General features: G+C 46.7%; 24 protein-coding genes and 1 pseudogene. 23 read left to right on the plus strand and 2 right to left on the minus strand.

What is annotated here, in order from left to right:
• A pseudogene (locus V5298_RS13780) lies at nucleotides 1-276 on the minus strand (aspartate-semialdehyde dehydrogenase); the annotation flags it as partial.
• Nucleotides 277-941: 665 nt separating this feature from the next.
• Between V5298_RS13780 and V5298_RS13785 the strand changes: the two are divergent.
• The 6 genes from V5298_RS13785 (at nucleotide 942) to cyoE (ending at nucleotide 6312) form a co-directional block, all read left to right on the plus strand.
• Nucleotides 942-1340 (plus strand): hypothetical protein, encoded by a 399-nt coding sequence (locus V5298_RS13785; protein WP_332932027.1) that lies wholly within the window; start codon nucleotides 942-944, stop codon nucleotides 1338-1340.
• A 186-nt stretch (nucleotides 1341-1526) separates the two neighbouring features.
• Nucleotides 1527-2447 (plus strand): ubiquinol oxidase subunit II, encoded by a 921-nt coding sequence (cyoA, locus tag V5298_RS13790; RefSeq protein ID WP_332932028.1) that lies wholly within the window; start codon nucleotides 1527-1529, stop codon nucleotides 2445-2447.
• A gap of 2 nt (nucleotides 2448-2449) precedes the next feature.
• Nucleotides 2450-4438: a cytochrome o ubiquinol oxidase subunit I gene (gene cyoB, locus V5298_RS13795; protein WP_332932029.1), complete on the plus strand. Its 1989-nt coding sequence runs from the start codon at nucleotides 2450-2452 to the stop codon at nucleotides 4436-4438.
• Nucleotides 4435-5031, plus strand: coding sequence for a cytochrome o ubiquinol oxidase subunit III (gene cyoC / locus V5298_RS13800; RefSeq protein ID WP_332932030.1), 597 nt, complete (start codon nucleotides 4435-4437; stop codon nucleotides 5029-5031). Before cyoB ends, cyoC begins: the two co-directional genes overlap by 4 nt.
• Nucleotides 5031-5369, plus strand: a complete 339-nt coding sequence (gene cyoD, locus V5298_RS13805; protein ID WP_332932031.1) for a cytochrome o ubiquinol oxidase subunit IV — start codon at nucleotides 5031-5033, stop codon at nucleotides 5367-5369. The genes cyoC and cyoD overlap by 1 nt, the downstream gene beginning before the upstream one ends.
• A gap of 55 nt (nucleotides 5370-5424) precedes the next feature.
• Complete coding sequence (gene cyoE, locus V5298_RS13810) at nucleotides 5425-6312, plus strand: heme o synthase (protein ID WP_332932032.1); 888 nt, start codon at nucleotides 5425-5427, stop codon at nucleotides 6310-6312.
• Nucleotides 6313-6360: 48 nt separating this feature from the next.
• On the opposite strand, the gene V5298_RS13815 is transcribed toward cyoE, so the two are convergent.
• Nucleotides 6361-7227, minus strand: a complete 867-nt coding sequence (locus V5298_RS13815) for an alpha/beta hydrolase (protein WP_332932033.1) — start codon at nucleotides 7225-7227, stop codon at nucleotides 6361-6363.
• A gap of 228 nt (nucleotides 7228-7455) precedes the next feature.
• Here V5298_RS13815 and V5298_RS13820 point away from each other — a divergent pair, with 228 nt between their 5' ends.
• From V5298_RS13820 to V5298_RS13900, 17 genes are all read left to right on the plus strand, one after another.
• Entirely contained in the window at nucleotides 7456-8046 is a 591-nt protein-coding gene (locus V5298_RS13820; protein ID WP_332932034.1) for a porin family protein, read from the plus strand.
• A gap of 321 nt (nucleotides 8047-8367) precedes the next feature.
• Complete coding sequence (locus V5298_RS13825) at nucleotides 8368-9084, plus strand: beta-ketoacyl synthase chain length factor (RefSeq protein WP_332932035.1); 717 nt, start codon at nucleotides 8368-8370, stop codon at nucleotides 9082-9084.
• Nucleotides 9063-9845: a lysophospholipid acyltransferase family protein gene (locus V5298_RS13830; RefSeq protein ID WP_332932036.1), complete on the plus strand. Its 783-nt coding sequence runs from the start codon at nucleotides 9063-9065 to the stop codon at nucleotides 9843-9845. Before V5298_RS13825 ends, V5298_RS13830 begins: the two co-directional genes overlap by 22 nt.
• Nucleotides 9838-10098, plus strand: coding sequence for a phosphopantetheine-binding protein (locus V5298_RS13835; protein WP_332932037.1), 261 nt, complete (start codon nucleotides 9838-9840; stop codon nucleotides 10096-10098). The genes V5298_RS13830 and V5298_RS13835 overlap by 8 nt, the downstream gene beginning before the upstream one ends.
• Before the next feature lie 2 nt (nucleotides 10099-10100).
• The gene (locus V5298_RS13840; protein ID WP_332932049.1) at nucleotides 10101-10346 is read left to right on the plus strand and encodes an acyl carrier protein; all 246 of its coding nucleotides are present in this window, start codon (nucleotides 10101-10103) and stop codon (nucleotides 10344-10346) included.
• 35 nt (nucleotides 10347-10381) lie between these two features.
• The gene (locus V5298_RS13845; RefSeq protein WP_332932038.1) at nucleotides 10382-10906 is read left to right on the plus strand and encodes a hypothetical protein; all 525 of its coding nucleotides are present in this window, start codon (nucleotides 10382-10384) and stop codon (nucleotides 10904-10906) included.
• Nucleotides 10903-12252 (plus strand): AMP-binding protein, encoded by a 1350-nt coding sequence (locus V5298_RS13850; protein WP_332932039.1) that lies wholly within the window; start codon nucleotides 10903-10905, stop codon nucleotides 12250-12252. The genes V5298_RS13845 and V5298_RS13850 overlap by 4 nt, the downstream gene beginning before the upstream one ends.
• Nucleotides 12245-12604, plus strand: coding sequence for a thioester dehydrase (locus V5298_RS13855; protein WP_332932040.1), 360 nt, complete (start codon nucleotides 12245-12247; stop codon nucleotides 12602-12604). The genes V5298_RS13850 and V5298_RS13855 overlap by 8 nt, the downstream gene beginning before the upstream one ends.
• The gene (locus tag V5298_RS13860) at nucleotides 12597-13334 is read left to right on the plus strand and encodes a glycosyltransferase family 2 protein (protein WP_332932041.1); all 738 of its coding nucleotides are present in this window, start codon (nucleotides 12597-12599) and stop codon (nucleotides 13332-13334) included. Before V5298_RS13855 ends, V5298_RS13860 begins: the two co-directional genes overlap by 8 nt.
• Complete coding sequence (locus V5298_RS13865) at nucleotides 13331-14287, plus strand: acyltransferase (RefSeq protein WP_332932042.1); 957 nt, start codon at nucleotides 13331-13333, stop codon at nucleotides 14285-14287. The genes V5298_RS13860 and V5298_RS13865 overlap by 4 nt, the downstream gene beginning before the upstream one ends.
• 1 nt (nucleotide 14288) lies before the next feature.
• On the plus strand, nucleotides 14289-15839 hold the full coding sequence (locus tag V5298_RS13870; protein WP_332932043.1) for an aromatic amino acid ammonia-lyase: 1551 nt from the start codon (nucleotides 14289-14291) through the stop codon (nucleotides 15837-15839).
• Nucleotides 15826-16254: an acyl-CoA thioesterase gene (locus tag V5298_RS13875; protein ID WP_332932044.1), complete on the plus strand. Its 429-nt coding sequence runs from the start codon at nucleotides 15826-15828 to the stop codon at nucleotides 16252-16254. The genes V5298_RS13870 and V5298_RS13875 overlap by 14 nt, the downstream gene beginning before the upstream one ends.
• On the plus strand, nucleotides 16251-16802 hold the full coding sequence (locus tag V5298_RS13880; RefSeq protein WP_332932045.1) for an outer membrane lipoprotein carrier protein LolA: 552 nt from the start codon (nucleotides 16251-16253) through the stop codon (nucleotides 16800-16802). Before V5298_RS13875 ends, V5298_RS13880 begins: the two co-directional genes overlap by 4 nt.
• A gap of 10 nt (nucleotides 16803-16812) precedes the next feature.
• Entirely contained in the window at nucleotides 16813-19029 is a 2217-nt protein-coding gene (locus V5298_RS13885) for an MMPL family transporter (RefSeq protein ID WP_332932046.1), read from the plus strand.
• Nucleotides 19026-20270: an NAD(P)/FAD-dependent oxidoreductase gene (locus V5298_RS13890; protein ID WP_332932047.1), complete on the plus strand. Its 1245-nt coding sequence runs from the start codon at nucleotides 19026-19028 to the stop codon at nucleotides 20268-20270. Before V5298_RS13885 ends, V5298_RS13890 begins: the two co-directional genes overlap by 4 nt.
• Nucleotides 20270-20839 (plus strand): DUF3261 domain-containing protein, encoded by a 570-nt coding sequence (locus V5298_RS13895; protein WP_332932050.1) that lies wholly within the window; start codon nucleotides 20270-20272, stop codon nucleotides 20837-20839. Before V5298_RS13890 ends, V5298_RS13895 begins: the two co-directional genes overlap by 1 nt.
• Nucleotides 20840-20841: 2 nt before the next feature.
• On the plus strand, nucleotides 20842-22035 hold the full coding sequence (locus V5298_RS13900; protein WP_332932048.1) for a beta-ketoacyl-ACP synthase: 1194 nt from the start codon (nucleotides 20842-20844) through the stop codon (nucleotides 22033-22035).
• Nucleotides 22036-22184 lie beyond the last annotated feature (149 nt).

Below are 22184 nucleotides of genomic sequence, written 5' to 3' on the forward strand. Positions count from 1 at the left end.
GCCCGCATCCCGTAATTTGGAGTAAACCGCTTTGGTATAATCACCGCCCTGACAGGTGATAATAATATCTTGCGCACTTAACGCATCAATATCATAGGCATCTTCGAGTACACCACATGCTTTGCCGGCAAAATCCGGTGCAGGCATGCCTTTTTGCGAAGTGGTAAAAAAGGTTGGCTCAATAAAAGAAAAATCATTTTCTTGCTGCATACGCTGCATAAGCACTGAACCGACCATTCCTCGCCAGCCGACTAAACCAACGTTTTGTAAAGACATTCTTTGAACCCTTATTGTCACTTTCCCGATGTCTGTCTAGCAGTAAAACCTCTTTTTGGGTTCTTTATTGTTTACCACGGTTCATCAGGAACTTGTTGTAAAAGGCGAAGTCTATAAAGAATTGCACAGCTTTGCCAGTAGCTTTTATTTCTATGAAATTTAATTCTGACATACTAAAGATGACATACCGATAAAATCCTCTGTGCCATGATTAAAGCCCTAGCCAGCCTCCAAAAGCTTTACTAATGGTCAACTATTAAACAGTACTGGTAAATTCAAGACCTCGGGTTTTTCCATTCAGCGCAAAAATCGGTGGATTTATCGGTTGTTTAAAAATTGTTAATTTTACTGCCCAAGATCTCGTGTATTTTTAATAACACAGCAAAATGTTGGTAAAGTTACATACATAAATCACCAAAAAGGTGCTATTTTCGCCGCGCCTGATACAGGTTGTTATTACTTGACTTAGATCAACCATACACACCATGTTAAGCATTTGTTAATAGTGTTAATAACATGAACGCGTCATCCGTGAGTTTCGAATATTTCCATTATTCCCCCCTTGAGTGTCGCGATGTTTTTCACTAGTCTCTGACGCCCAAGCAACACGCCGATGACTTTGTACGCCTAAATTTGCAACACTTGGTGAGGATTTTTCAACAAAGATGGTTACAGCCCAATCCCTAGCAAATCCCTATTCGATGAATCGAATAGCCCTTAACAGCACGAAATGTGTTGGGGTATTGCTATGGCTGGCGACGCTTATTCTTATTTTCAATGTTGTGCTTATCATCAGTGGCACTATGGCTGATTCCTCAGAATTCGTTAGCGCGCTGCATGACAACCTTGTAGTAGAACCTCACTCCCTCGCAGTAATGCAGCATGCCTTGTCTTTATATACCCCGCTGCTACTTATCAGTTTTGTAGGTATTCGATTCATTCAGACCCAGTCTTCCCGTCAGGTCATATTCGAATCACCGGAGCCCCTTTTAGTCGTTCATGACGACTACCGTCAACCATTTGTACAACAATTTGGCTGTCGGGCACCGCCTTCTGATAGGTGAAATATGACGTCTTTTACTTAGCAAGTTATGTTGCTGGGTAAAAAACGAATGAATGTGTCAATGATCACTGTTTGCTGATGCGCTAACACATTCACTTATCTGAAAATCTTCGATAATCGCTATCGAAAACATGCGTGTCGTCATCTGACGGCAATAACGTTAAACCCGGGTTATAGGAACATGGTTTTGTCTATTCGTAACCTTTCTAAATTAGCTTTTGCCACAATCGTGCTATTACTAGCCGGTTGCAGCGGTGGTGTACTTGATCCGAGAGGACAGGTAGGCATCGAAGAAAAGAACCTGATCATTCTGTGTACGATTCTGATGCTTATCGTGGTCATTCCGGTGATTGTACTGACACTGTATTTTGCGTGGAAATATCGCGCCAGCCGTGATTTTGAGGTCTACACCCCTAAATGGGCGCATTCGACCAAAATCGAAGCCACGGTATGGTCAATTCCAATTCTGATCGTAATCGTTCTGGGCGTAATTACCTGGCGCTCTACTCATGCACTGGATCCCTATGCACCTTTGAAAGACAAAGGCGAACACCTCACTGTTGAAGTGGTCTCTTTGAACTGGAAATGGCTGTTTATCTACCCAGAGCAAGGTATTGCTACAGTGAATGAATTGGTCATTCCGGCCAACAAGCCTGTGGCATTCAAAATCACATCCGAAGGCACGATGAATTCATTCTTCATTCCTCAATTGGGTAGTCAAATCTATTCAATGGCGGGCATGGAAACCAAACTTCATCTTATCGCTAACGAACCAGGTACCTATAAAGGTATCTCGGCCAACTATAGCGGTGCCGGTTTTACAGGCATGAAATTCGATACGATTGCAACGCCCACTGAAGCAGATTTTGATGCTTGGGTAGCAAAAGTGAAGCAACAAGGCGGGTCACTCACGTCTGAAAGCTATAAAACACTGGCAGAACCCACGGAATATCACCCAGTCACCTATTACGGCGACGTAAGTGATGGCTTGTTCCACGAGATCGTCATGAAATATATGAAAGATCACGGTTCTATGGACTTCTACAGCAAGCCGAAAAACGCAGTTTCCGGTAAGCATGAAGGCCATCATATGGGAGTTGAAGAGTAACTATGTCTTTTTTAGGTAAATTATCCATAGAGGCAGTGCCCTACCACGAACCCATTATTATGATTACCTTGGGTGTGGTAGCGATTCTTGGCCTCGTACTTGCGGTTTTAATCACCAAAGCGAAGCAGTGGGGTACACTGTGGAACGATTGGATCACATCTATCGACCATAAGCGTCTTGGCGTAATGTACATCATCCTAGCCATGATCATGCTGCTGCGTGGTTTTGCCGATGCCATTATGATGCGTACGCAACTGGCTGTGGCTACCAACGGCGCAGAAGGTTACCTACCACCAGAGCATTACGACCAAATCTTCACCGCTCACGGTGTTATTATGATCATCTTCATGGCCATGCCATTTATGATTGGTCTGATGAACATTGTGTTGCCGTTACAGATTGGTGCACGAGATGTGGCCTTCCCCTTCCTGAACAACCTTAGCTTCTGGTTAACCGCCGGTGGCGCTATCTTGGTTAATATTTCATTAGGTTTGGGTGAATTTGCTAAAACAGGATGGGTAGCCTATCCGCCACTTGCTGGGCTGGAGTTTAGTCCCGGGGTCGGTGTGGACTACTACATATGGGCCTTGCAGATATCCGGGCTCGGTACGCTCCTTACTGCGGTTAACTTCTTAGTTACCGTTATTAAGATGCGTGCACCAGGCATGAAGTTAATGCAAATGCCAATTTTCACCTGGACATGTACCTGGGCCAACATCTTGATTGCTGCGTCATTCCCTATTTTGACTGCCGTACTGGCCATGCTGACCCTAGACAGATATTTGGACTTCCACTTCTTCACTAACGAAGCAGGCGGTAACTCCATGATGTACATCAACCTGTTCTGGGCATGGGGACACCCTGAAGTGTATATTCTGGTGTTGCCAGCATTTGGTATTTTCTCAGAAATTATTTCGACCTTTACGGGTAAGCGTCTATTCGGCTATAAATCAATGGTTTATGCCTCTGGCGCCATTGCTATCCTAGGTTTCATTGTGTGGTTACACCACTTCTTCACAATGGGATCCAGCGCCAACGTGAACGCCTTCTTCGGCATTATGACCATGGTCATTGCGGTGCCCACAGGGGTGAAACTGTTTAACTGGTTGTTCACTATGTACCGTGGTCGCCTGGTTATTGGTGTACCTGTATTGTGGACCTTAGGCTTTATGGTGACTTTCACCATCGGTGGTATGACCGGCGTTCTGCTTGCTATTCCAGGTGCCGACTATGTATTGCATAACAGCCTGTTTTTGATTGCCCACTTCCACAACACCATTATCGGCGGTGCGGTATTTGGTTATCTTGCTGGTTTTGCGTTCTGGTTCCCTAAAGCCATGGGCTTTAAACTGAACGAGAGACTGGGTAAATATTCCTTCTGGTGCTGGCAGATTGGTTTCATGCTCGCGTTTATGCCCTTGTATGTTCTTGGCTTTATGGGGATGACGCGTCGCTTAAACCACACCGACAACCCGGATTGGAATATCTGGCTTTACATCGCTGCCTTTGGTGCCCTTGTCATTGCCTTTGGTATTTTCTTCCAGTTATTACAATTGTTCGTGAGCTTCAAAAACCGCGAACAACTGAAAGATACTACAGGCGATCCGTGGAATGGCCATACACTTGAGTGGTCAACCGCGTCTCCACCTCAGTTCTATAACTTTGCGCACATTCCTCACATCAGAGACATTGATGCGTGGACAGACATGAAAGAACGGGGTGAGTCTTACCAGCGTTTGGACAAATATGAACCTATTCATATGCCTAAGAACACCTCAGCGGGTGTCTTTATGAGCGCCTGTTTCACCACAATGTGTTTTGCCATGATTTGGCATATCTGGTGGTTGGCCATCATTGGCCTGATTGGTGGTATCGCAGTATTCATCAAACGTTGTTATACCAGCGATGTGGATTACTACGTACAGCCTGATGAAGTTGAACGTATTGAAGATGCTCACTTAACAGCAGCATCTAAAGGGGTGAACGCATGAGTACAGTAGCCACTGATATGCATCACGAGCACGAGCATCACGAAAACAACAATGTGTTTGGTTTCTGGATCTACCTGATGACCGACTGCTTGTTGTTCGCATCTTTCTTTGCCACCTATGCCGTGTTGTTTATGAACACGGCCGGCGGTGTGTCCGGTAAAGATATCTTCGAACTGGATTTCGTCGCTGTAGAAACCGCAGCACTACTTTTAAGTAGTATTACCTTCGGCTTCTCCATGATTTGTGCCCACAAGCAAAATAAAGGCGGCACACTATTATGGTTGGTTGTTACCTGGGCCTTCGGCGCTGTGTTTATTGGTATGGAAATCTATGAATTCCATCACCTTATCGAGCATGGCAATGGCCCGCAAACAAGTGCATTTTTAACCGCGTTCTTCTCGCTGGTTGGCTTGCACGGTTTGCACGTCACCTCTGGCTTAATTTGGATGACCATTATGATCATCGAAGTTCTGCGCCGAGGATTGGGTAACCAAACAGTAACCCGCCTAAGTGCCCTAAGCTTATTCTGGCACTTCTTGGATATTGTTTGGATTTGCGTATTCACTGTTGTTTATCTGATGGGAGCGGTGTAATGAGTCAGCATAATGCAAATTCAGTCGATCACGCAGCCGATCACGGTGATGTAAAGTCTTACGTTATTGGTTTCGTATTGTCGGTGATTTTGACAGCTATTCCATTTTGGATGGTAATGGAAGGCGACTTTTCAAAAGGCGCCACCATCTGGAGTATCGTCACAATGGGTGTGGTGCAAATCTGGGTGCATTTAAAATACTTCCTGCATCTGAATTTCGTCACAGAAGACGGCAAAGCCAGCACTATCTCGTTTTTATTCAGCGCCCTTATCATCATTATGGTGGTGGGTCTATCTGTCTGGATTATCTACGAGTCCAACGCGATGATGATGTACTAGCTTCGGCTGGTACATCCTACGCACGTTGAATACTGTAAACGGGAGAATACACCCCATGTTTCGTCGTTACTTAACCGTGACTAAGCCTGGTATCATTATGGGCAATCTCATTTCCGTAGCCGGTGGATTTTTATTGGCTTCACGGGGGGATATTGACCTGGTACTTATGGCTGCAACCCTCATTGGCTTGTCATTGGTTGTCGCTTCAGGCTGTGCAATCAATAACTGCATAGACCGGGATATAGACGCCAAGATGCAACGTACCCGCTCGCGGGTCACGGTCACTGGCGAAATGTCAGTAAAAGCGGCATTCTGGCACGGTGTGGTACTCGGTATCATGGGCTTCACCCTGTTAGGCATCTACACTAATGCCACCGCGGTATTCTTTGCCGCATTAGGTTATGTGGTTTATGTGGGTATATACAGCCTGTATATGAAGCGTAACTCGGTTTACGGCACCTTGGTGGGTAGTCTGTCTGGTGCCGTACCTCCTGTGGTAGGGTATTGTGCGGTGAGCGCGCAGTTTGATACTGCAGCCGCTATTTTGCTGGTGATGTTTAGTTTGTGGCAAATGCCCCATTCCTATGCCATCGCCATTTTCCGTTTTAAAGACTACGAAGCCGCAGGCATTCCTGTACTTCCCGTCGCAGAAGGGATCAGTAAAGCGAAACAGCAAATCGTGCTTTATATTGCCGTATTTGCCTTAGTCACCTTGCTTTTACCCATCAGTGGGTATACCGGCATAGGCTTCTTAGCCGTCGCAGCCACCACCAGCTTTTGGTGGCTGCTGATGGCCTTACGAGGCTATCGCCGAGATATTGATATTAACGGTTGGGCTCGCCAGGTATTTGGTTTTTCCATCCTTAACATTACCTTGCTATCCATCGCTATGGCCGTTGATTATCATGAAGCAGGCTCCGCTTTATTTGCCTTTACCCTGTAAAAAGTAACAACATTAAAAAAGCCCGTTTGCGGGCTTTTTTTTCGTCTGTCATTTATCGACATATCCCTCAATAGTGAGCCACTCCATCATGTTTGCAAACCAATCCGTTGGGTGATGCAGGCCAAAACCATGCCCCCCTTTTGGCAGTAACAGTAATTGTACCGGCACCCGTTTTTCTATTAAGGCCTGATGAAAGCACAATGCATTTGCCACGGGCACGGACTTATCGTCATTGGCATGCACCATATAGGCTGGGGGTGTGTTAGTGGTAACCTGTGTTTGGACACTCAACCCCTTAACTTTTTCCACTGTCGGGTTCTCCCCTAAGAGAGCATGACGGCAACCCTGATGGGTTATGTCACCTTCCATCGATATCACCGGGTAAATCAATATTTGAAATGCCGGACGAAGATGTTTTCTACCCCGCTCTGGGAACAGGGGCTTTTTAAACCACGTGGATAATGTGGCGGCCAAATGCCCACCGGCAGAAAAGCCCATCACCCCCACTTTAGATGTATCAATTGCCCATCGCGCCCTTTGTGAATGGATTAGCCACATGGCTTGTTGGGCATCTTGTAGCGGCCCTATGGACGGGTCTTGCATCCCCATGGCCGATGGCACTCGATACTTTAATACAAAGACGGTGATCCCGTATTGAACCAAACGCTGAGCCACATGAAACCCTTCTCTATCCATTGCTAATCGTTCATAGCCGCCACCGGGGCACAGTAAAATCCCACTGCCATTTCGCTTTTCTTTTGGTGGTGCCACCACTGTTAGTGTGGGCTTATCTGGTGCAACTACCGACACTTCGCCTTCCCGATTGGTGCTTAAAAACTCACCTGACGGTAAAGCTGTTGCCTCTGGTACTCCCTGTGGATACAAATCCATGGACTGTTGAATTATCTGGCTCACCCTCTCTCCTGCTTACCCTCTCATTGGCACTGATTCATGCCTCTTGTAAACCCTACAAACATTTTGCAGCGGTTTCACGTTGTTTATTCACGCTGTTCTTTTTTTACCCGAATTTAAGGTTTAACCCCCTTTTTTTGTACAAATCACCACCAAATTAGATGGCATGACGATTGAAACAGTGAAGGTGCTCCAATTCAGTAATTGTTAATCAAATAGAGGACATTTAGGATGAAAAAATCACTTCCAATTTTCGCGGGCATTGCAGCGCTTACCTCATTGACTTCCACCGCCGCTTTTTCTCAATCTTTAGACACGCCCTGGCAAGATGATCCGGGCTTTTATGTGGGCGGTAATTATGGCTACTTAAAAGTTGATGGTAACGACGATTTCGATGATGACAACGACGTACTGCAAGGTATTGTGGGCTACCGTTTTAGCCGCTACTTTGCCATTGAGGGGTCCGCGATTGATTTCGGCGATTATGGTAACGACCTATCTAGCGCCGACACCGACGGTTGGACTGCCGGAGTGAAGGGCATACTCCCCATTACCAACAAGTTTGCCGTTTATGCCAAGGCAGGACAGTTATGGTGGGAAACCGATTACGATGTTGCGGGGGTATCGGGCAACTATGATGACGAGAGTCTATTTATTGGTGCTGGGCTGTCCTATAACATCACGGAGAACTTCTTAGTTAATGCCGAGTATACCGTTTACGATGCCGACATGGACGCCGATACTTTCTCGGACGATATAGATGATGCTGACTTTGACACCGATTTAAAACAAGCCAGTATTGGTTTGGAATATCGCTTCTAAAATCTCCGACGGATGGTAGGAAGCTGTGGTTTCCCGCAGCTTCCCCTTTTAAATTTTAACCCTGTTTTTGCATTTTCTTTAACGTTAATAGGGCTGTTCTCCTGATGTAAGGGTTTCTTTCTCAAATAAAAGCGCCCAATGACCCCCCATCGACCAAAATCTCCCCCCTTTTTTTCGCTTCTTGCCCAGGACTAAACCAAGGTTTCATCAATAGACTGCCAGCACGCCAAATGGTAACATTCCGCCCTTTCAACACAGTTACGTGGTAGTTAACGGAAATTACGGATAGTCTCTGTTCGGTGAACTGGTATTTAATAGACAATGGATTTTACTTTTCATTTAACTAACCTTACTTATTGGCAAAAAACCTGTCAGTCAGCGAGCATCGCTTTTAAGGCTGATGCGTCCTTAGCGCTGGATACAAGAGGCTGGCCTAAGCTTCCGTGGGTAAGTGCCATGCAAAGACGCAGATTATCCCCATTCATGAAAATGGCACTGCACTGTGCCTATCAAACCAGTGACGGTTATCCCCAACCTCTGGCCACCGTATTTAGCTCCCGTCATGGCGATTTAACACAGACCTCAGCGCTACTTGAAACCTTGGCAGAAAAAGCCCCCCTTTCCCCCACCGCGTTTAGTTTGTCAGTTCATAACGCGGTGGCCGGTCTATTTTCCATATTAAGTGCATCAACCATGCCCTCTACCACCGTTGTTGCCGGAGCAAACACCTTACCCATGGCAATTGCAGAGGGAATTGCCAAAGCACACCGAGATCAATCCTCAGTTATGGTCGTGCATGTCGACCAAGCCCTTCCCCCTTTATTTGAGGGCTTTCAAGACGAACAACAAATCAGTCATGCACTTGCTTTTATTATCGAACCGAAGAAAAAAGCCAATATTCGCCTAACCCAAAAGCCTTCACCCCAAAGCCCCGATGGGGGTCTGCCGCTCTCGGTGGTTTTTGCCCAAGACATAAGCAAATCGCAAAATGCGGTTAATCACGCCCAAGGCTGGCAATGGAAGTACACACCATGTTAGCCTTTTTATCTTATTTCTATCGCGTACTGGCAACGGGCTTTTGTTTCGCCGTGTTCGGCATTGGCGGCTTACTACTGTCTTCGACCCTTTTCCCTCTGCTTTCGTGGCTCTACAAAGATCCGCATAAAAAACAACAAGAGGCCAAAAAATGGGTAAGTCGCACATTCCGTTTCTTTGTTAATTTAATGCAGTGGATAGGTGTGGGGAATTTTCACGTCCCTGATGCCAAAATACTTGCTAAACAGCAAGGGAAACTCGTGATGGCAAATCATCCGTCGCTCATTGATGTGGTCATTCTGATTGCCTATTTGCCAAGGGCTGATTGTGTTGTCAAAGCGTCATTGCTACGCAACCCGTTTATAAGTGGTGTGATTAAAGCCACCGGTTATATCAGTAATGATGATCCAGAATCGGTACTTGTGGCATGTAACGCCTCATTAGCGGCAGGAAATAACCTGATCATCTTTCCAGAAGGCACCCGGACAACGCCGGGGAAATCCCCAAAACTACAACGGGGGGCCGCAAATATCGCCGTGCGATGTGGCGCAACCCCGCTAATTTTAGGGATTAATGTATCGCCTTCTACACTCACAAAAGAAAACCGCTGGTATCAGGTACCTAAAAAGAAATTTACCTTTTCGGTAGAGATAAAAGATAATGCCCCCTTGCCCAAAGAAGGGGAGATAATTACAAAAGAAACGCGGCGTTATACCCGTTCGCTACAAGCTTTTTTTTCAGAGGATATACAACATTATGAGTGACTTAAAACACGAATTAAAAACGCTCATCATCGAATCGCTCGACCTAGAAGATATTACGCCTGAGGATATCAAAAATGACGAACCGCTTTTCGTTGATGGCTTAGGCTTAGACAGTATTGATGCACTCGAACTCGGCTTAGCGATAAAAAAACAATACGCCATAAGTATTGACGCCAACGCTGAAGATACAAAACAACATTTTGCTACCATCGACAATTTGGCAGCATTCATAGAATCACAAAAGCAGTTATGATGATGAAAACAAAAGATGAACTTTTTAACATGCTCAAGGACGTGTTAATTGAGGACTTTGAAATAGAAAATGAGGCGATCACCGCAGAGGCTCATCTCTATCAGGATCTGGATCTCGATAGCATTGATGCCATCGATCTTGTTGTAAAACTGCGTGAACTGACCGGTAAGAAAATTGAAGCAGAAGCCTTTAAAAAAGTGCGTACTGTGGATGATGTGCTTACTGAACTCAACAACTTGCTTAATTAAAGCGTGTGAAAACCGTCATCATCTGGGGTATAGGCGTGATTTTAGCCCTATATCCTTTTGTGGTGTATTTTGGTTTGCAGACGTTGTCTCCGGCAACCTTGGCGTGCATCCTCCTTATTGTCGTGATTGCGAGGGTGGGGTTTTCGGCTGCCCGTCAATCTGTGCCCCCTTGGCTAGTATGGGCGCCAGTGGGAAGTATACCGGTGCTACTGGTCAGTTTACTGGCCGATACCGCCACCGGCATTAAGCTGTATCCCATCGCCATAAATACCATGTTACTTGTTGTTTTTTCCTTATCATTGGTAAAACCGCCAACGATAATAGAAAGCTTAGCGAAGTTGCAGAAACCCGATTTACCGCCCTCAGGCGTAAGGTATACCCGTAATGTTACGGGGGTTTGGTGCGTGTTTTTCATAATAAATGGGCTAATTAGCGGCTATACCGCTTTATATTGCGATATACAAAGCTGGATGCTGTACAACGGGTTTATCGCTTATGTTGCCATGGGTGCGCTATTTGGGTTGGAATTTTTATTTCGCAAATGTGTAGTTAAAGTATGACCTCCGTTGATCTCTCATTACCCGTCGAGGGCCCGTTATTTTTTAACAATGAATTGGCTGTCGATGCGCAGACATGGCGACAGGACGTTGCCCAATATAGACGTAAAATACAGGCTATGAGGCTTTGCCACCAATCTGTACTCTTATTTAGCGAAAACGCCTATGACTTTTCAGTACGTTTGTTTGCCCTGGGCATGGAAGGAAGTAATATTATTTTACCGCCGAATAACCAGCCAGACACACACCACGAACTGGCGCAGTTAGCCAGCGCGTATTGTGGCGATAAAATCATCGACGCCCAATTACCTTCGGTGGAAGATAGCACTGTTACAGAACCAAAAGCGTCTAAGGGTACGCCTCTGCATTGGCCCCATACTGGCAAACTCATTTTCTTTACCTCTGGGTCCACCGGCGCTGCCAAACCCATTGTTAAACACTGGTGGCAAGTGAACCGCGAAGTGCACAATTTAATTGCGACCTTCTTTTCCGACTCATCGCCAGCCCCCGCAAGCGTCGTTAGCACCGTATCTCATCAGCACGTATACGGATTGCTGTTCAAATTATTGCTACCGCTAGCGACATCCATGACCATTTACCCCCAATATCTTTACCCAGAAGATATGGCAAAGGCGCTAGTTCACATTGAAAAAGCCATTATTGTTGCCAGTCCGGCCTTTTTAACCCGGCTAGTGCAAGACAATGTACTTATCCCCTACAAAGCAAGGCTTCAACGGATATTTTCTTCCGGCGCACCGTTACCCAACGAGGCGGCCACCTTGCTTTATCAGCAACTGTCTGTGCCAGCGACTCAGGTTTATGGAAGTACAGAAACCGGCGGAATTGCCTGGCGTGAAATCACTCACGCTGAAGCTTCATGGCGACCCTTTGCTGGCATTGAAGTCACACTGGGCGAAAATTCAACCTTACGTATTCGTTCGCCGTATTTAGCGGAAGAATGGACCACACTGGCAGACCGTGCTGCCGTCACCCAAACCGGCACCTTTGACTTGCTTGGCCGTACCGACAGAATTGCCAAAGTCGAAGATAAACGGCTGGATATGGAAGACATGGAAGCTTATCTTCGACACCACCCTGCCGTAGAAAATTGTCGACTACTGCAATTATCGGGAGCGAAACGCAGCCTGGTCATTGTGGTTGCGGCCCAACCGGGTTGTCTCCCGGCGTCGCCAGCAAACAAGCGCCGTCTAGTGGCACAATTAAAGCAATACCTTGCTAACCGATTTGAACCGGTTTGTTTTCCCAGAAAATGGCGCTTTGTTCATGCACTGCCGTACAATACACAAGGAAAATTAACTCATAAATCGTTGGAGGCGCTTTTTGTCTGACTGTCATCCCGTTTTACCTGAGCTGGTAAACTGCGAGCAATCGTCTCAGTCAGTGAAGCTCAACCTCTTTGTTCCAGGTAACTTACACTGGTTTCGTGGGCATTTTCCTGGCCAGCCGATCTTGCCAGGTGTGGTGCAACTCGACTGGGCAACGCATTTTGCTGCCGAGTATTTGTCTTTGTGTTCATCCTTAGTTCAGCAGGTGGAAGTACTCAAATTCCAAGTGGTTATTGTTCCTGATACCCATATCACGCTCAGTCTCGAACAGAAAAGTGAAGAAAAATTTCTGTTCAATTACAGCTCAGAAAAGGGCACACATGCTACAGGCCGTGTGATCATGCGCCGTGTCTAAATATTGCTTTATCATTCCAAATTACAACCACCATCAACAAATCCAAGAGGTGGTAGCCGCCCTCGGCGCTTTTAATTTGCCAATTATCATGGTGAATGATGCCAGTAATCAGACCACTCGTACTGTTTTGGAAGCATTAGAGCAAGAAACACCACGACTAAAATTGGTTCATCATCAACGTAATCAAGGAAAAGGCGGGGCGGTACAAACAGGGCTAAAAGTTGCTCATGAACTGGGGTTTACCCATGCACTCCAAATTGACGCTGATGGACAGCACAATTTAGCCGATATCGCGCCCATGTTGGCCCTGAGCGAAGCGAATCCACAAGCGGTGATCAGTGGTGCCCCCGAGTTTGATGACAGTATACCTAAACACCGTTTTATCAGCCGCTACATCACCCATTTTTGGGTCACCATTGAGACACTGTCTTTTGCATTAAAAGATACCATGTGTGGTTTTCGTGTTTATCCGCTCGCCCCCTGCAATGCACTACAAAAGAAAGTGTCTCTTGGCAAGCGGATGGATTTTGATATCGAGATTTTAGTGCGCCTGTATTGGCAACAAACCCCTATTATTTTTAAATCGACAAAGGTCACCTACCCCGAGGATGGTGCCTCACACTTTAAACTCTTTCGCGACAACCTGTTAATATCCTGGATGCACACCCGGTTATTCTTTGGCATGCTCCTTCGAATTCCCTCACTGTTAAGGCGAAAATTTCCTCTATGAGTACACCACAACACTGGTCGAAAATTCAGGAGCGGGGCACGCTCCTTGGCATGCAGATATTGCTAACCGTCTACCGTATCGCCGGTCGACGTGTTCTAATGTGTGTGATGGCACCGGTGGTGTTGTATTTTTATTTATCAGGCAAACAGGCCCGTAAGGCATCTGAGACTTTTCGTCTTCGTGCTGCCAAGTTAAATGGGCAGGTAAATACCGGTTTCTGGGGCGGTTACAAACACTTTTTAACTTTTTCCAATGCCGCTTTCGATAAAATTGATGCCTGGCTTGGAAGAATATCCGTTGCTGATCTCACCTACACCAATGAAGCCTTGTTTCAGCACATTCGTACCTCAGGCAAAGGAGCCATTTTTATCGGCTCTCATTTAGGCAACCTTGAAGTATGCCGAGCGCTCAATGCCCACAAATATGCCAGCCCCATCAATGTACTGGTCTTCACCCAGAATGCGATTAAATTTAATTCTCTACTGCAAAAAATTCATCCTGACGTCAGGATCAATATGATGGAAGTGAGTAATATCACTCCGGCGCTGATGATCCAATTACGAGATAAAATTGATCAAGGCGAATCCTTAGTTATTGTGGGCGACAGAACCAGTGTGTCGGTGTCCGGCAGAGTGAGCTACGTCGATTTTATGGGATTTCCCGCGCCCTTTTCCCAAGGCCCCTTTATTCTAGCTTCACTGCTGGAATGTCCGGTGTATTTGCTGTTTTGCCTACGGGAAAAAACAGGCTACCACATGATTTTCGAACATTTTAGTACCCCTTTAACCTTGCCCAGAAAAGACCGACAGTCACACCTAGATGAAGTGATTGCCCGTTTTGCCCAGCGGCTTGCTTTTTACGCCGCACAATATCCTATGCAATGGTTTAATTTTTATGATTTCTGGCAGCAAGATGAAGACGTCTTGCGGTCACCTAGTACGGAGAAGAAATAGTATGCACGGCAAACCTGAAGTCGTCTTTGGCGAGCATCCTCTTACCATTGAAGACGTCAATGCAATTGCATCAGGCAAAGTGGCAGTCACCTTGTCAAAACACCCATCCTTTTGCCGAAAAATAGATTCTGCACTGGCCTTTCTCGACAAACTCCTGAAAGAAGACGGCGTTATCTATGGGGTCACCACCGGATATGGCGATTCGGTTACCACCGAAGTACCCTCCTCGCTGGTACCTGCATTACCCCTGCATCTATCCCGTTTTCACGGCTGTGGGCTCGGCGCGTATTTTTCTAAATCCCAAGGCCGCGCCATCTTGGCCACCCGCTTAGCGTCATTGTCTAAAGGCTATTCTGGCGTAAGTTGGGAACTGCTTCATCTGCTCGTCGATATGGTGAACAATGATATCGTGCCACGTATTCCCCAGGAAGGTTCGGTGGGAGCCAGTGGTGATTTAACTCCGCTTTCCTACGTGGCCGGCGCCCTTGTTGGAGAAAGAGAAGTGTATTTCGACGGTAACCTTTGCCAAAGCGCCGAAGCCTTTAAATCATGCCAACTGTCGCCTATTCAGTTGCGCCCAAAGGAGGGGTTGGCCATCATGAACGGCACCGCGGTGATGACCGCCATTGCCTGCGAAGCATTCAGTCGCGCCGAATACTTAATGCAGCTGATGACACGGATCACCGCACTGTGCAGCTTAGCGCTTAAAGGCAACAGCAACCATTTTGATGACAAACTGTTTGCCGCCAAACCCCATGCAGGTCAGCAGCAAGTAGCCGCTTGGATCCAACAGGATCTCAATCATTTTACCCATCCGAGAAATTCCCATCGATTGCAGGACCGCTACTCCATCCGATGTGCGCCCCATGTGATAGGTACGCTGGCTGATGCCCTTCCTTGGCTGCGTTCGTTAATTGAAAATGAACTCAATTCAGCCAACGACAACCCGCTTATTGATGGTGAAGGCGAGCATGTGCTTCATGGCGGTCATTTCTATGGTGGCCACATTGCCATGGCCATGGATACCTTGAAAGTCTTGGTAGCCAATCAGGCCGATTTAGCAGACAGACAACTCGCTTCGCTGGTTGATACCCGTTATAACAACGGCCTGGCACCTAACCTAAGCGGTGCGGATCCTGCAACCCGATTTATCAATCATGGCTTTAAAGCCGTACAGATTGGTGCCTCAGCATACACCGCAGAGGCATTGAAACATACCATGCCCGCCAGCGTATTTTCTCGTTCAACGGAATGCCATAATCAAGATAAAGTCAGTATGGGAACCATTGCCTCAAGGGATGCCTTGCGGGTTTTACAGCTCACAGAACAGGTGCTCGCCAGTACCCTATTGGGCGCCGTACAGGCCTTACGTTTGCGCTTTGCCCAAGGTGAGTTGGATAAATCGACACTGACGCCACCTGTGATTGCCATGTATGATGATATCGTGTCGTTTTTTGAGCCACTCACACAGGATCGCCCACTCGAAGCATTACTTCGCTATACCGTAGAGGCCATTGAAAATAAACGTTGGAGTTTGTATGAACAGTCGTAACAGCATACTCAGTGCTAAGGTCGATATAGAAATTCCCTTTCATGATTGCGACCCCATGCAGGTTGTATGGCATGGCAATTACCCTCGCTATATGGAAGTCGCCCGCTGTGAACTTCTGCGGTTATTTGACTATGATTATGGGCAAATGAATGACTCCGGTTACCTGTGGCCGATTATCGATATGCAGATAAAGTATGTTGGCTCAGCCCGTTTTAGCCAACATATCGAGGTCACCGCTTATTTAAAAGAGATCGAAAACCGGCTTAAAATAGATTATTTAATCAAAGATAAAGCAACACAAAAAACCCTAACCAAAGCCTACACCGTTCAAGTCGCGGTGGACATGGCGACAGAAGAAATGCAGTTTGCCAGCCCGCCCATACTGCACGAAAAACTTGCAAAGGTACTGCCATGACAAAAGCCTGGATGATACGGATATGTCTTTGCTTGATGAGCCTACAGGTATACGGACAAAACCTCAGCATAAGTGCGGTGGAAGAGAAACTGGCCCTTTCCGTGGATTTGCCTGTTGAGGGTAAATTTAAACAAGAAAAGCATCTGGCAATATTAAAGCGCCCTTTTGTGTCTACTGGCCGTTATCGTATCACCCACACCCAATTATCCTGGGAAACCATTACCCCGGTGCCGCAAACATTAACCATGGAAAAACAACAAGTTTACCTGTGGGATGAAAGCGCTGGACGCAGAGCAATGCCCCAAGCCAAACCTTTCGTATCATTAATTCAGCAACTATTAAGTGGCGATCTCGATGCCTTGGCAAATGACTTTACCTTTGCCGATGAGGCGGACAAGCCCGATTGCGTGGCCATGGTTCCTAAATCCAGCGCCATTGCCGCTGTATTTAAAGATTTTCAACTCTGTGGGCACACCCATATAACATCCATCACGATGACCGATAGCGATAGCAATATCACCGTGATATCCCTAATGTCGGCACCGTGAAGTGACACCAATGAAGTTCTCTTTCAGCGCTGTCATTTATTGGCTTATTATTATCGGCTGTACCTTGTTTACTGCTTATGATGTTTCCACAGAGCGTACCCAATATAACGCGGATATTCGGGCAGCCCTGCCCGCCACTAACCATTCCGAGCTAGCCCGTGCAGATCACGATTTTTCATCCCAAGCAGTACGCCAGGGGATTATTTCTGTAAAAGCGGGCAGTGATCCAACACTTCTTTCAACCTTACGCCTATACCTTCACGAGCATCACTTTTCGCTACAAGATCAAAATAATGGTCATTTACAGGAATTAGCGCGCTTCTATGCCCATTACAGTCCGCTGATCTTAAGCCCTGATTTTGCACAAGCCATACAATCCACCGCCAGTTATGGGGATTTTTTCTATACCCGACTTGCAGAGACCGCGTCCCCTTTTATCTCAGCCAGTATTGCCTTTGATCCCACCTTGAACACCGCGGCACTGCTGTCTTATTTAATCCATCAGACCGCCCTGTTTAGCCTTCAGGGCAATAACCTTGTTCTTGATGGCAACAAAGGACGACGCATTTTTCTTTTCTTCGAATATGAAGGCCTGGAAAATCAAGAAGTCGAGTCCTTTAATACTTTAGCAAGCCGCCTGGCGCAATGGCGAAACGACTATCCCCAATCAGATATACTCTATTCAGGCGCGCCCTTTCATAACGCGGAGAACACAGAACTTGCGAAACGAGAAATGGGACTTTTTAGTACCCTGTCCATCGTTATTCTTGTACTGGTTATGGGGTTAACATTCCGTAATCTATACACTTTTTTGTATGTGCATCTTTCCGTACTGGCCGCGGTTATCGCGGGATTTGCGGCCTTACTTTTGGTGTTTCCCACTGTACATGTGTTGGCGCTGGTTTTTGGTATCACCCTTATCGGTATTGCCGTTGACTATACGCTACACATCATCGCTCACCAGCAACCTTTGCAGAACCCGAATACCCGGGAAATTAAAACCGCCATCACCCTGGGTTTTATCACCACTACAATGGGATATTGCAGTTTTATCCTTACCGGCGTGTCCATGCTCACTCAGGTGGCTGTCTTTGTTATTGCCGGCCTGACTGCCGCTTGGGGTTTTGCCATGTGGATCGTCCCGGTCACAGCAACCCCCACCTTCAAGCAAAGCCTGCTTTATCGGTATTCTCAGGGTAAAAACCCTGCCTTTCTTATGCATTACCCGAAGGTCATTCTTAGCGCTTGTACCCTAGTACTGGTTTTGTTTGTGGTATACCTCCAGCCTAAATTTGTGCAATCACCGGCAGTACTTAACGCCAGCTCCTCCATGCTAAAGCAGCAGGAAGCCACCCATTATCACTATCTATTTGCGAACCAGCAGCGCTATCTTGTCCACGCCTCCTCATTGCAGGCATACCTTGAAAAAGAAGCGCGCATCATTAAACAGATCCAAATTCCCTATCCAGATGCGCGCTTTGATGCAATCAGTCAGTGGCTACCCCCGATCTCTGCGCAGCTACAAAACCGGCAAAAATGGCAACACGCCATAGACACAGGTATTTTCACCCTTGTAAGTGAATGGGTATCGTCGCCGATTCCAACACCCCCCGCCGCCCCTCTAACCGCAGATGAATTTAAAAAAATGCCATTTGGGAAACTCTACGAGAGTCATATTATTGAGCAACCTGATGGAGTGACAGGCTGGTTTGCCGTTACCTTACAACCTGAAAATGGCGATGATGTTCCCATTGATTCTATCGATGCAATCCCCTACGACAAAGCCCGTATGTTGACCCAGTCAATGGGCGATCTCATACATCACGTTACCGTCATTGCTTGTATCACCTTGGCGATTATCTGTTTTGTCATTTTTTACCGCTATGGCTTTGGCAGTGCCCTGATGTCCTTGGTTGTCTTGTTCAATATTGTCGGCGGAGCCTTAGTGATCAGTTATGTCATTGACTCCATGCTCACCTTATTTCATCTACTGGCGGTGATGTTAATTCTGGCCCTTGCCGCAGACTACCTTATTTTTTATCTCAGTCAGGGTCGTAAGCCCAATACCCAGTTTGCCATCATACTGTCGGGCATTACCTCTTTGAGTGTTTTTGGTGTATTAATTTTCAGTCAAACTCCGGCCATACATCAGGTTGGATTGACGGTCTTAACGGGCGTGTTACTCACGCTTATTTTAACGCCACTTGTGACAGAGGAATTTACGTGACTTCAGAGGATTTTGATGTAGTAATTATCGGTGCGGGTCCTGCAGGAACGGTAGCAGGAAGCCTGCTAGCCGAGGCTGGCTGGCGTGTTCTGGCATTAGAAAAATCACACTTCCCTCGCTTTAGTATCGGTGAAAGTTTACTCCCCCAAAGCATGGTCTATTTAGAACAAGCGGGGTTAACTGACAGCTTGCATGCCCACGCTAAACAACTGGGGTTTCAGTATAAAGATGGTGCCGCCTTTTCAAAAAACGGCAACTATACCGATTTTAATTTTAGTCAGAAGTTCACCCCTGGCCCAGGTACCACCTATCAGGTCAAACGGGCAGCTTTCGATAACTTACTGGCAGATGAAGCACAAAAAAAAGGACTGACTATTCGCTTTGGCCATCAGGTTAATCAGATCGAACTCATCGATGAGAAGCAATATCTTCACGTCACGAGTGACACAGAAGAATACCAGGTATCAGCGCGATTTCTGTTAGATGCCAGTGGCTTTGGACGTGTTTTACCCCGTCTTCTTAAATTGGATCGCCCCAGCAGCCAACCAACCAGAAACGCCATATTCACCCATATCAAAGACAATATTACGGATCCCCATTTTGATCGCAATAAGATCCTTATTTCCGTGCATCCACAACATGAAGATATTTGGTATTGGTTGATCCCCTTCTCTGATGGTACATGTAGCCTAGGCGTAGTGGGATTACATGAACAAATTGAAGGTAATTCTCCTCCTTTAGCTAGACTTCAAGCTTTTGTTGCCGAATCCGACAACCTGCAACCGTTATTAGAAAATGCCCAATGGCAGCAGGACGCAAAAATGATTGGAGGATACAGTGTGAGCGTATCTTCACTGCATGGCAAAGGCTATGCACTGCTAGGTAATGCCGGTGAGTTCCTCGATCCCGTGTTTTCCTCGGGCGTGACCATTGCACTGCATTCTGCTTCACTCATAGCCCCCCTAGTTCATCGTATCTTGCAGGGGGAAACCGTGGACTTAGAACAAGAATATGCCATCCCCCTTAAACAGGGCATTGACTGTTTTCGTACCTTTGTGAATGCTTGGTATACCGGCGAGTTCCAAACTGTCATTTTTTCTTCTGCCCCGCAAAGCAACAACGTGCGAGATATGATTTCATCCATTTTGGCAGGGTATGCCTGGGACACGAAAAACCCCTATGTAGCACAAAGCGAACGCCGTTTTCGTGTGTTACATACCTTATGTAAAGAACCCTTGTGATGCGCCATTTCTCACTGTTTGTTGTGTTTCTTACGGGCCTTTGTTTGCTTGGCGGTTGCGTTAGTTCGCCGTCCCAATCAAAGGCGGTAAACGAAGTATCTGTAAGTGATGGCGTTCAACTACGGCTCTCCTCTCCGCCTGAAGTATTGTGGGGGGAAAGCCGTACCGAAGTGCTTACGGCTTACTACAACAACGAGCAAAAACAAGCCATGATACAAACAGAATTTAGCGATGGCCACATAGCTCTGGCGGCCTTTACCCTTTCTGGTGTGCCCATCATGACCATGGTTTGGCAAGAAACGGCCGGAACAAAAGCAAAAACCTATTTTGAGGTGGAAAATTTAACGCCATCCTTTATTATTGCCGACCTTCAACTGGCGTTATGGCCCATCGCTGAACTTGATGCCAACCTTGAAGGCGAAAATGTTTCCCTGCATCGACGAGAAAATAACGTACGGGAAATCACAAAAGCGGGCGAACCGGTAATACGAATACAGAAAAGTGATAACAAAACCATTATCTTCCATTTAGATAAGGGATACAAAATTTCGTTGGAGACCGTAAAGTAAGTATGGCGATTACTCTCGATACACTGGGTATAGTTTGTTCACTGGGTATAGATAAAACCCTCGTACGTGAAAAACTCACGACACTAGACGAAAAACAGGTCTATCTTACCTGCGATACCCACTTGCATGTTGAAAATCATCCTTTGTGGGTAGGACAGGTCTCCGCTCCCCTACCAGATATGCAGAGTTTCCCTCCTCATCAACAGTCGAGAAATAACCAACTGGCCTTGGCAGCCTATGGGCAAATATCCCAGGCCGTTGAAGATTGGAAAGCCAGTCATTCGGTCCAACGTCTCGGTGTCATCATCGGTACCAGCACTTCAGGTATTGCCTGTGGTGAAGAGGCGGTACAACATTTTAGACAACACAAAAATTGGCCTCACGGGTACCATTACAGCAAGCAGGAAATGTCGGCCACGGCCGATTTTATTGCCGCTATAAGTGGAACCAAAGGCCCTGTGTATGCCATTTCAACAGCCTGCACGTCCGGGGCAAAAGCCTTAATAAGTGCCCGTTCCCTTATCCGCGCAGGCATTATCGATGCCGCCATCTGCGGCGGTGCAGACAGCTTAAGTGGTTTGCCAGTCAATGGGTTTAGTGCCTTAGAAGCAGTAAGCAAAGAAATATGCCGTCCCTTTGATGCAGCCCGTGACGGTATTAATTTAGGGGAAGGGGCGGCGTTATTTTTTATGACCAAAAATCACGGCAAAATAGCTCTATCAGGGGTGGGGGAATCCTCCGATGCTTATCATATATCCAGCCCCCATCCCGAAGGTAAGGGGGCCGAAGCCGCTATGAATGCCGCACTGACAGACGCCCACTGCCAAGCTGAGCATATCGATTATTTGAACCTGCATGGCACGGGAACCATAAAGAATGATGAAATGGAATCGGCTGCAGTGGCACGACTATTTGGCTGTGACGTCCCTTGTAGCTCCACTAAACACCTTACCGGACATACATTAGGTGCGGCGGGCGCCTTGGAAGCCGCCTTCTGCTGGCTATTAATGACCACTGAGCAACCCCAAGTGCAACTACCTAAAAATCGCACATCAACCGTGGATCCCCGTTTGCCACCGTTGACCATGGTCGCCGATGGGAAAGTCGAAAAACCCGTCTATTGTATGTCCAACTCCTTTGCTTTCGGTGGAAATAATATCAGCCTGATCCTGGAGCATCTGCATGAAAACCTATGATATTCAAGAGGTGCTTACCCATGAAGCCCCGATGATACTGATCAACCGTTTAATCAGCTATGACGAAGAATCGGCGATCTGTGAAGTTGTCATCAATGACACTTCACCATTCTACGACCGGAGTCTTGGCGGCGTCCCCTCCCATATTG

Origin of the sequence: Alteromonas sp. 14N.309.X.WAT.G.H12 (genome assembly GCF_036697315.1) — a bacterium.
Lineage (GTDB): Bacteria > Pseudomonadota > Gammaproteobacteria > Enterobacterales > Alteromonadaceae > Alteromonas.

Excerpts from the sequence above, each read along its gene's own strand:
- V5298_RS13840 (WP_332932049.1), top strand. The coding sequence starts at position 10,101 with ATGAAAACAAAAGATGAACTTTTTAACATGCTCAAGGACGTGTTAATT.
- V5298_RS13830 (WP_332932036.1), top strand. The coding sequence starts at position 9,063 with ATGGAAGTACACACCATGTTAGCCTTTTTATCTTATTTCTATCGCGTA.
- V5298_RS13820 (WP_332932034.1), top strand. The coding sequence starts at position 7,456 with ATGAAAAAATCACTTCCAATTTTCGCGGGCATTGCAGCGCTTACCTCA.
- V5298_RS13835 (WP_332932037.1), top strand. The coding sequence starts at position 9,838 with ATGAGTGACTTAAAACACGAATTAAAAACGCTCATCATCGAATCGCTC.
- V5298_RS13895 (WP_332932050.1), top strand. The coding sequence starts at position 20,270 with ATGCGCCATTTCTCACTGTTTGTTGTGTTTCTTACGGGCCTTTGTTTG.
- cyoC (WP_332932030.1), top strand. The coding sequence starts at position 4,435 with ATGAGTACAGTAGCCACTGATATGCATCACGAGCACGAGCATCACGAA.
- V5298_RS13885 (WP_332932046.1), top strand. The coding sequence starts at position 16,813 with ATGAAGTTCTCTTTCAGCGCTGTCATTTATTGGCTTATTATTATCGGC.
- V5298_RS13825 (WP_332932035.1), top strand. The coding sequence starts at position 8,368 with ATGGATTTTACTTTTCATTTAACTAACCTTACTTATTGGCAAAAAACC.
- cyoB (WP_332932029.1), top strand. The coding sequence starts at position 2,450 with ATGTCTTTTTTAGGTAAATTATCCATAGAGGCAGTGCCCTACCACGAA.
- V5298_RS13870 (WP_332932043.1), top strand. The coding sequence starts at position 14,289 with ATGCACGGCAAACCTGAAGTCGTCTTTGGCGAGCATCCTCTTACCATT.
- V5298_RS13850 (WP_332932039.1), top strand. The coding sequence starts at position 10,903 with ATGACCTCCGTTGATCTCTCATTACCCGTCGAGGGCCCGTTATTTTTT.
- cyoD (WP_332932031.1), top strand. The coding sequence starts at position 5,031 with ATGAGTCAGCATAATGCAAATTCAGTCGATCACGCAGCCGATCACGGT.
- V5298_RS13880 (WP_332932045.1), top strand. The coding sequence starts at position 16,251 with ATGACAAAAGCCTGGATGATACGGATATGTCTTTGCTTGATGAGCCTA.
- V5298_RS13900 (WP_332932048.1), top strand. The coding sequence starts at position 20,842 with ATGGCGATTACTCTCGATACACTGGGTATAGTTTGTTCACTGGGTATA.
- V5298_RS13785 (WP_332932027.1), top strand. The coding sequence starts at position 942 with ATGGTTACAGCCCAATCCCTAGCAAATCCCTATTCGATGAATCGAATA.
- V5298_RS13865 (WP_332932042.1), top strand. The coding sequence starts at position 13,331 with ATGAGTACACCACAACACTGGTCGAAAATTCAGGAGCGGGGCACGCTC.
- cyoE (WP_332932032.1), top strand. The coding sequence starts at position 5,425 with ATGTTTCGTCGTTACTTAACCGTGACTAAGCCTGGTATCATTATGGGC.
- V5298_RS13875 (WP_332932044.1), top strand. The coding sequence starts at position 15,826 with ATGAACAGTCGTAACAGCATACTCAGTGCTAAGGTCGATATAGAAATT.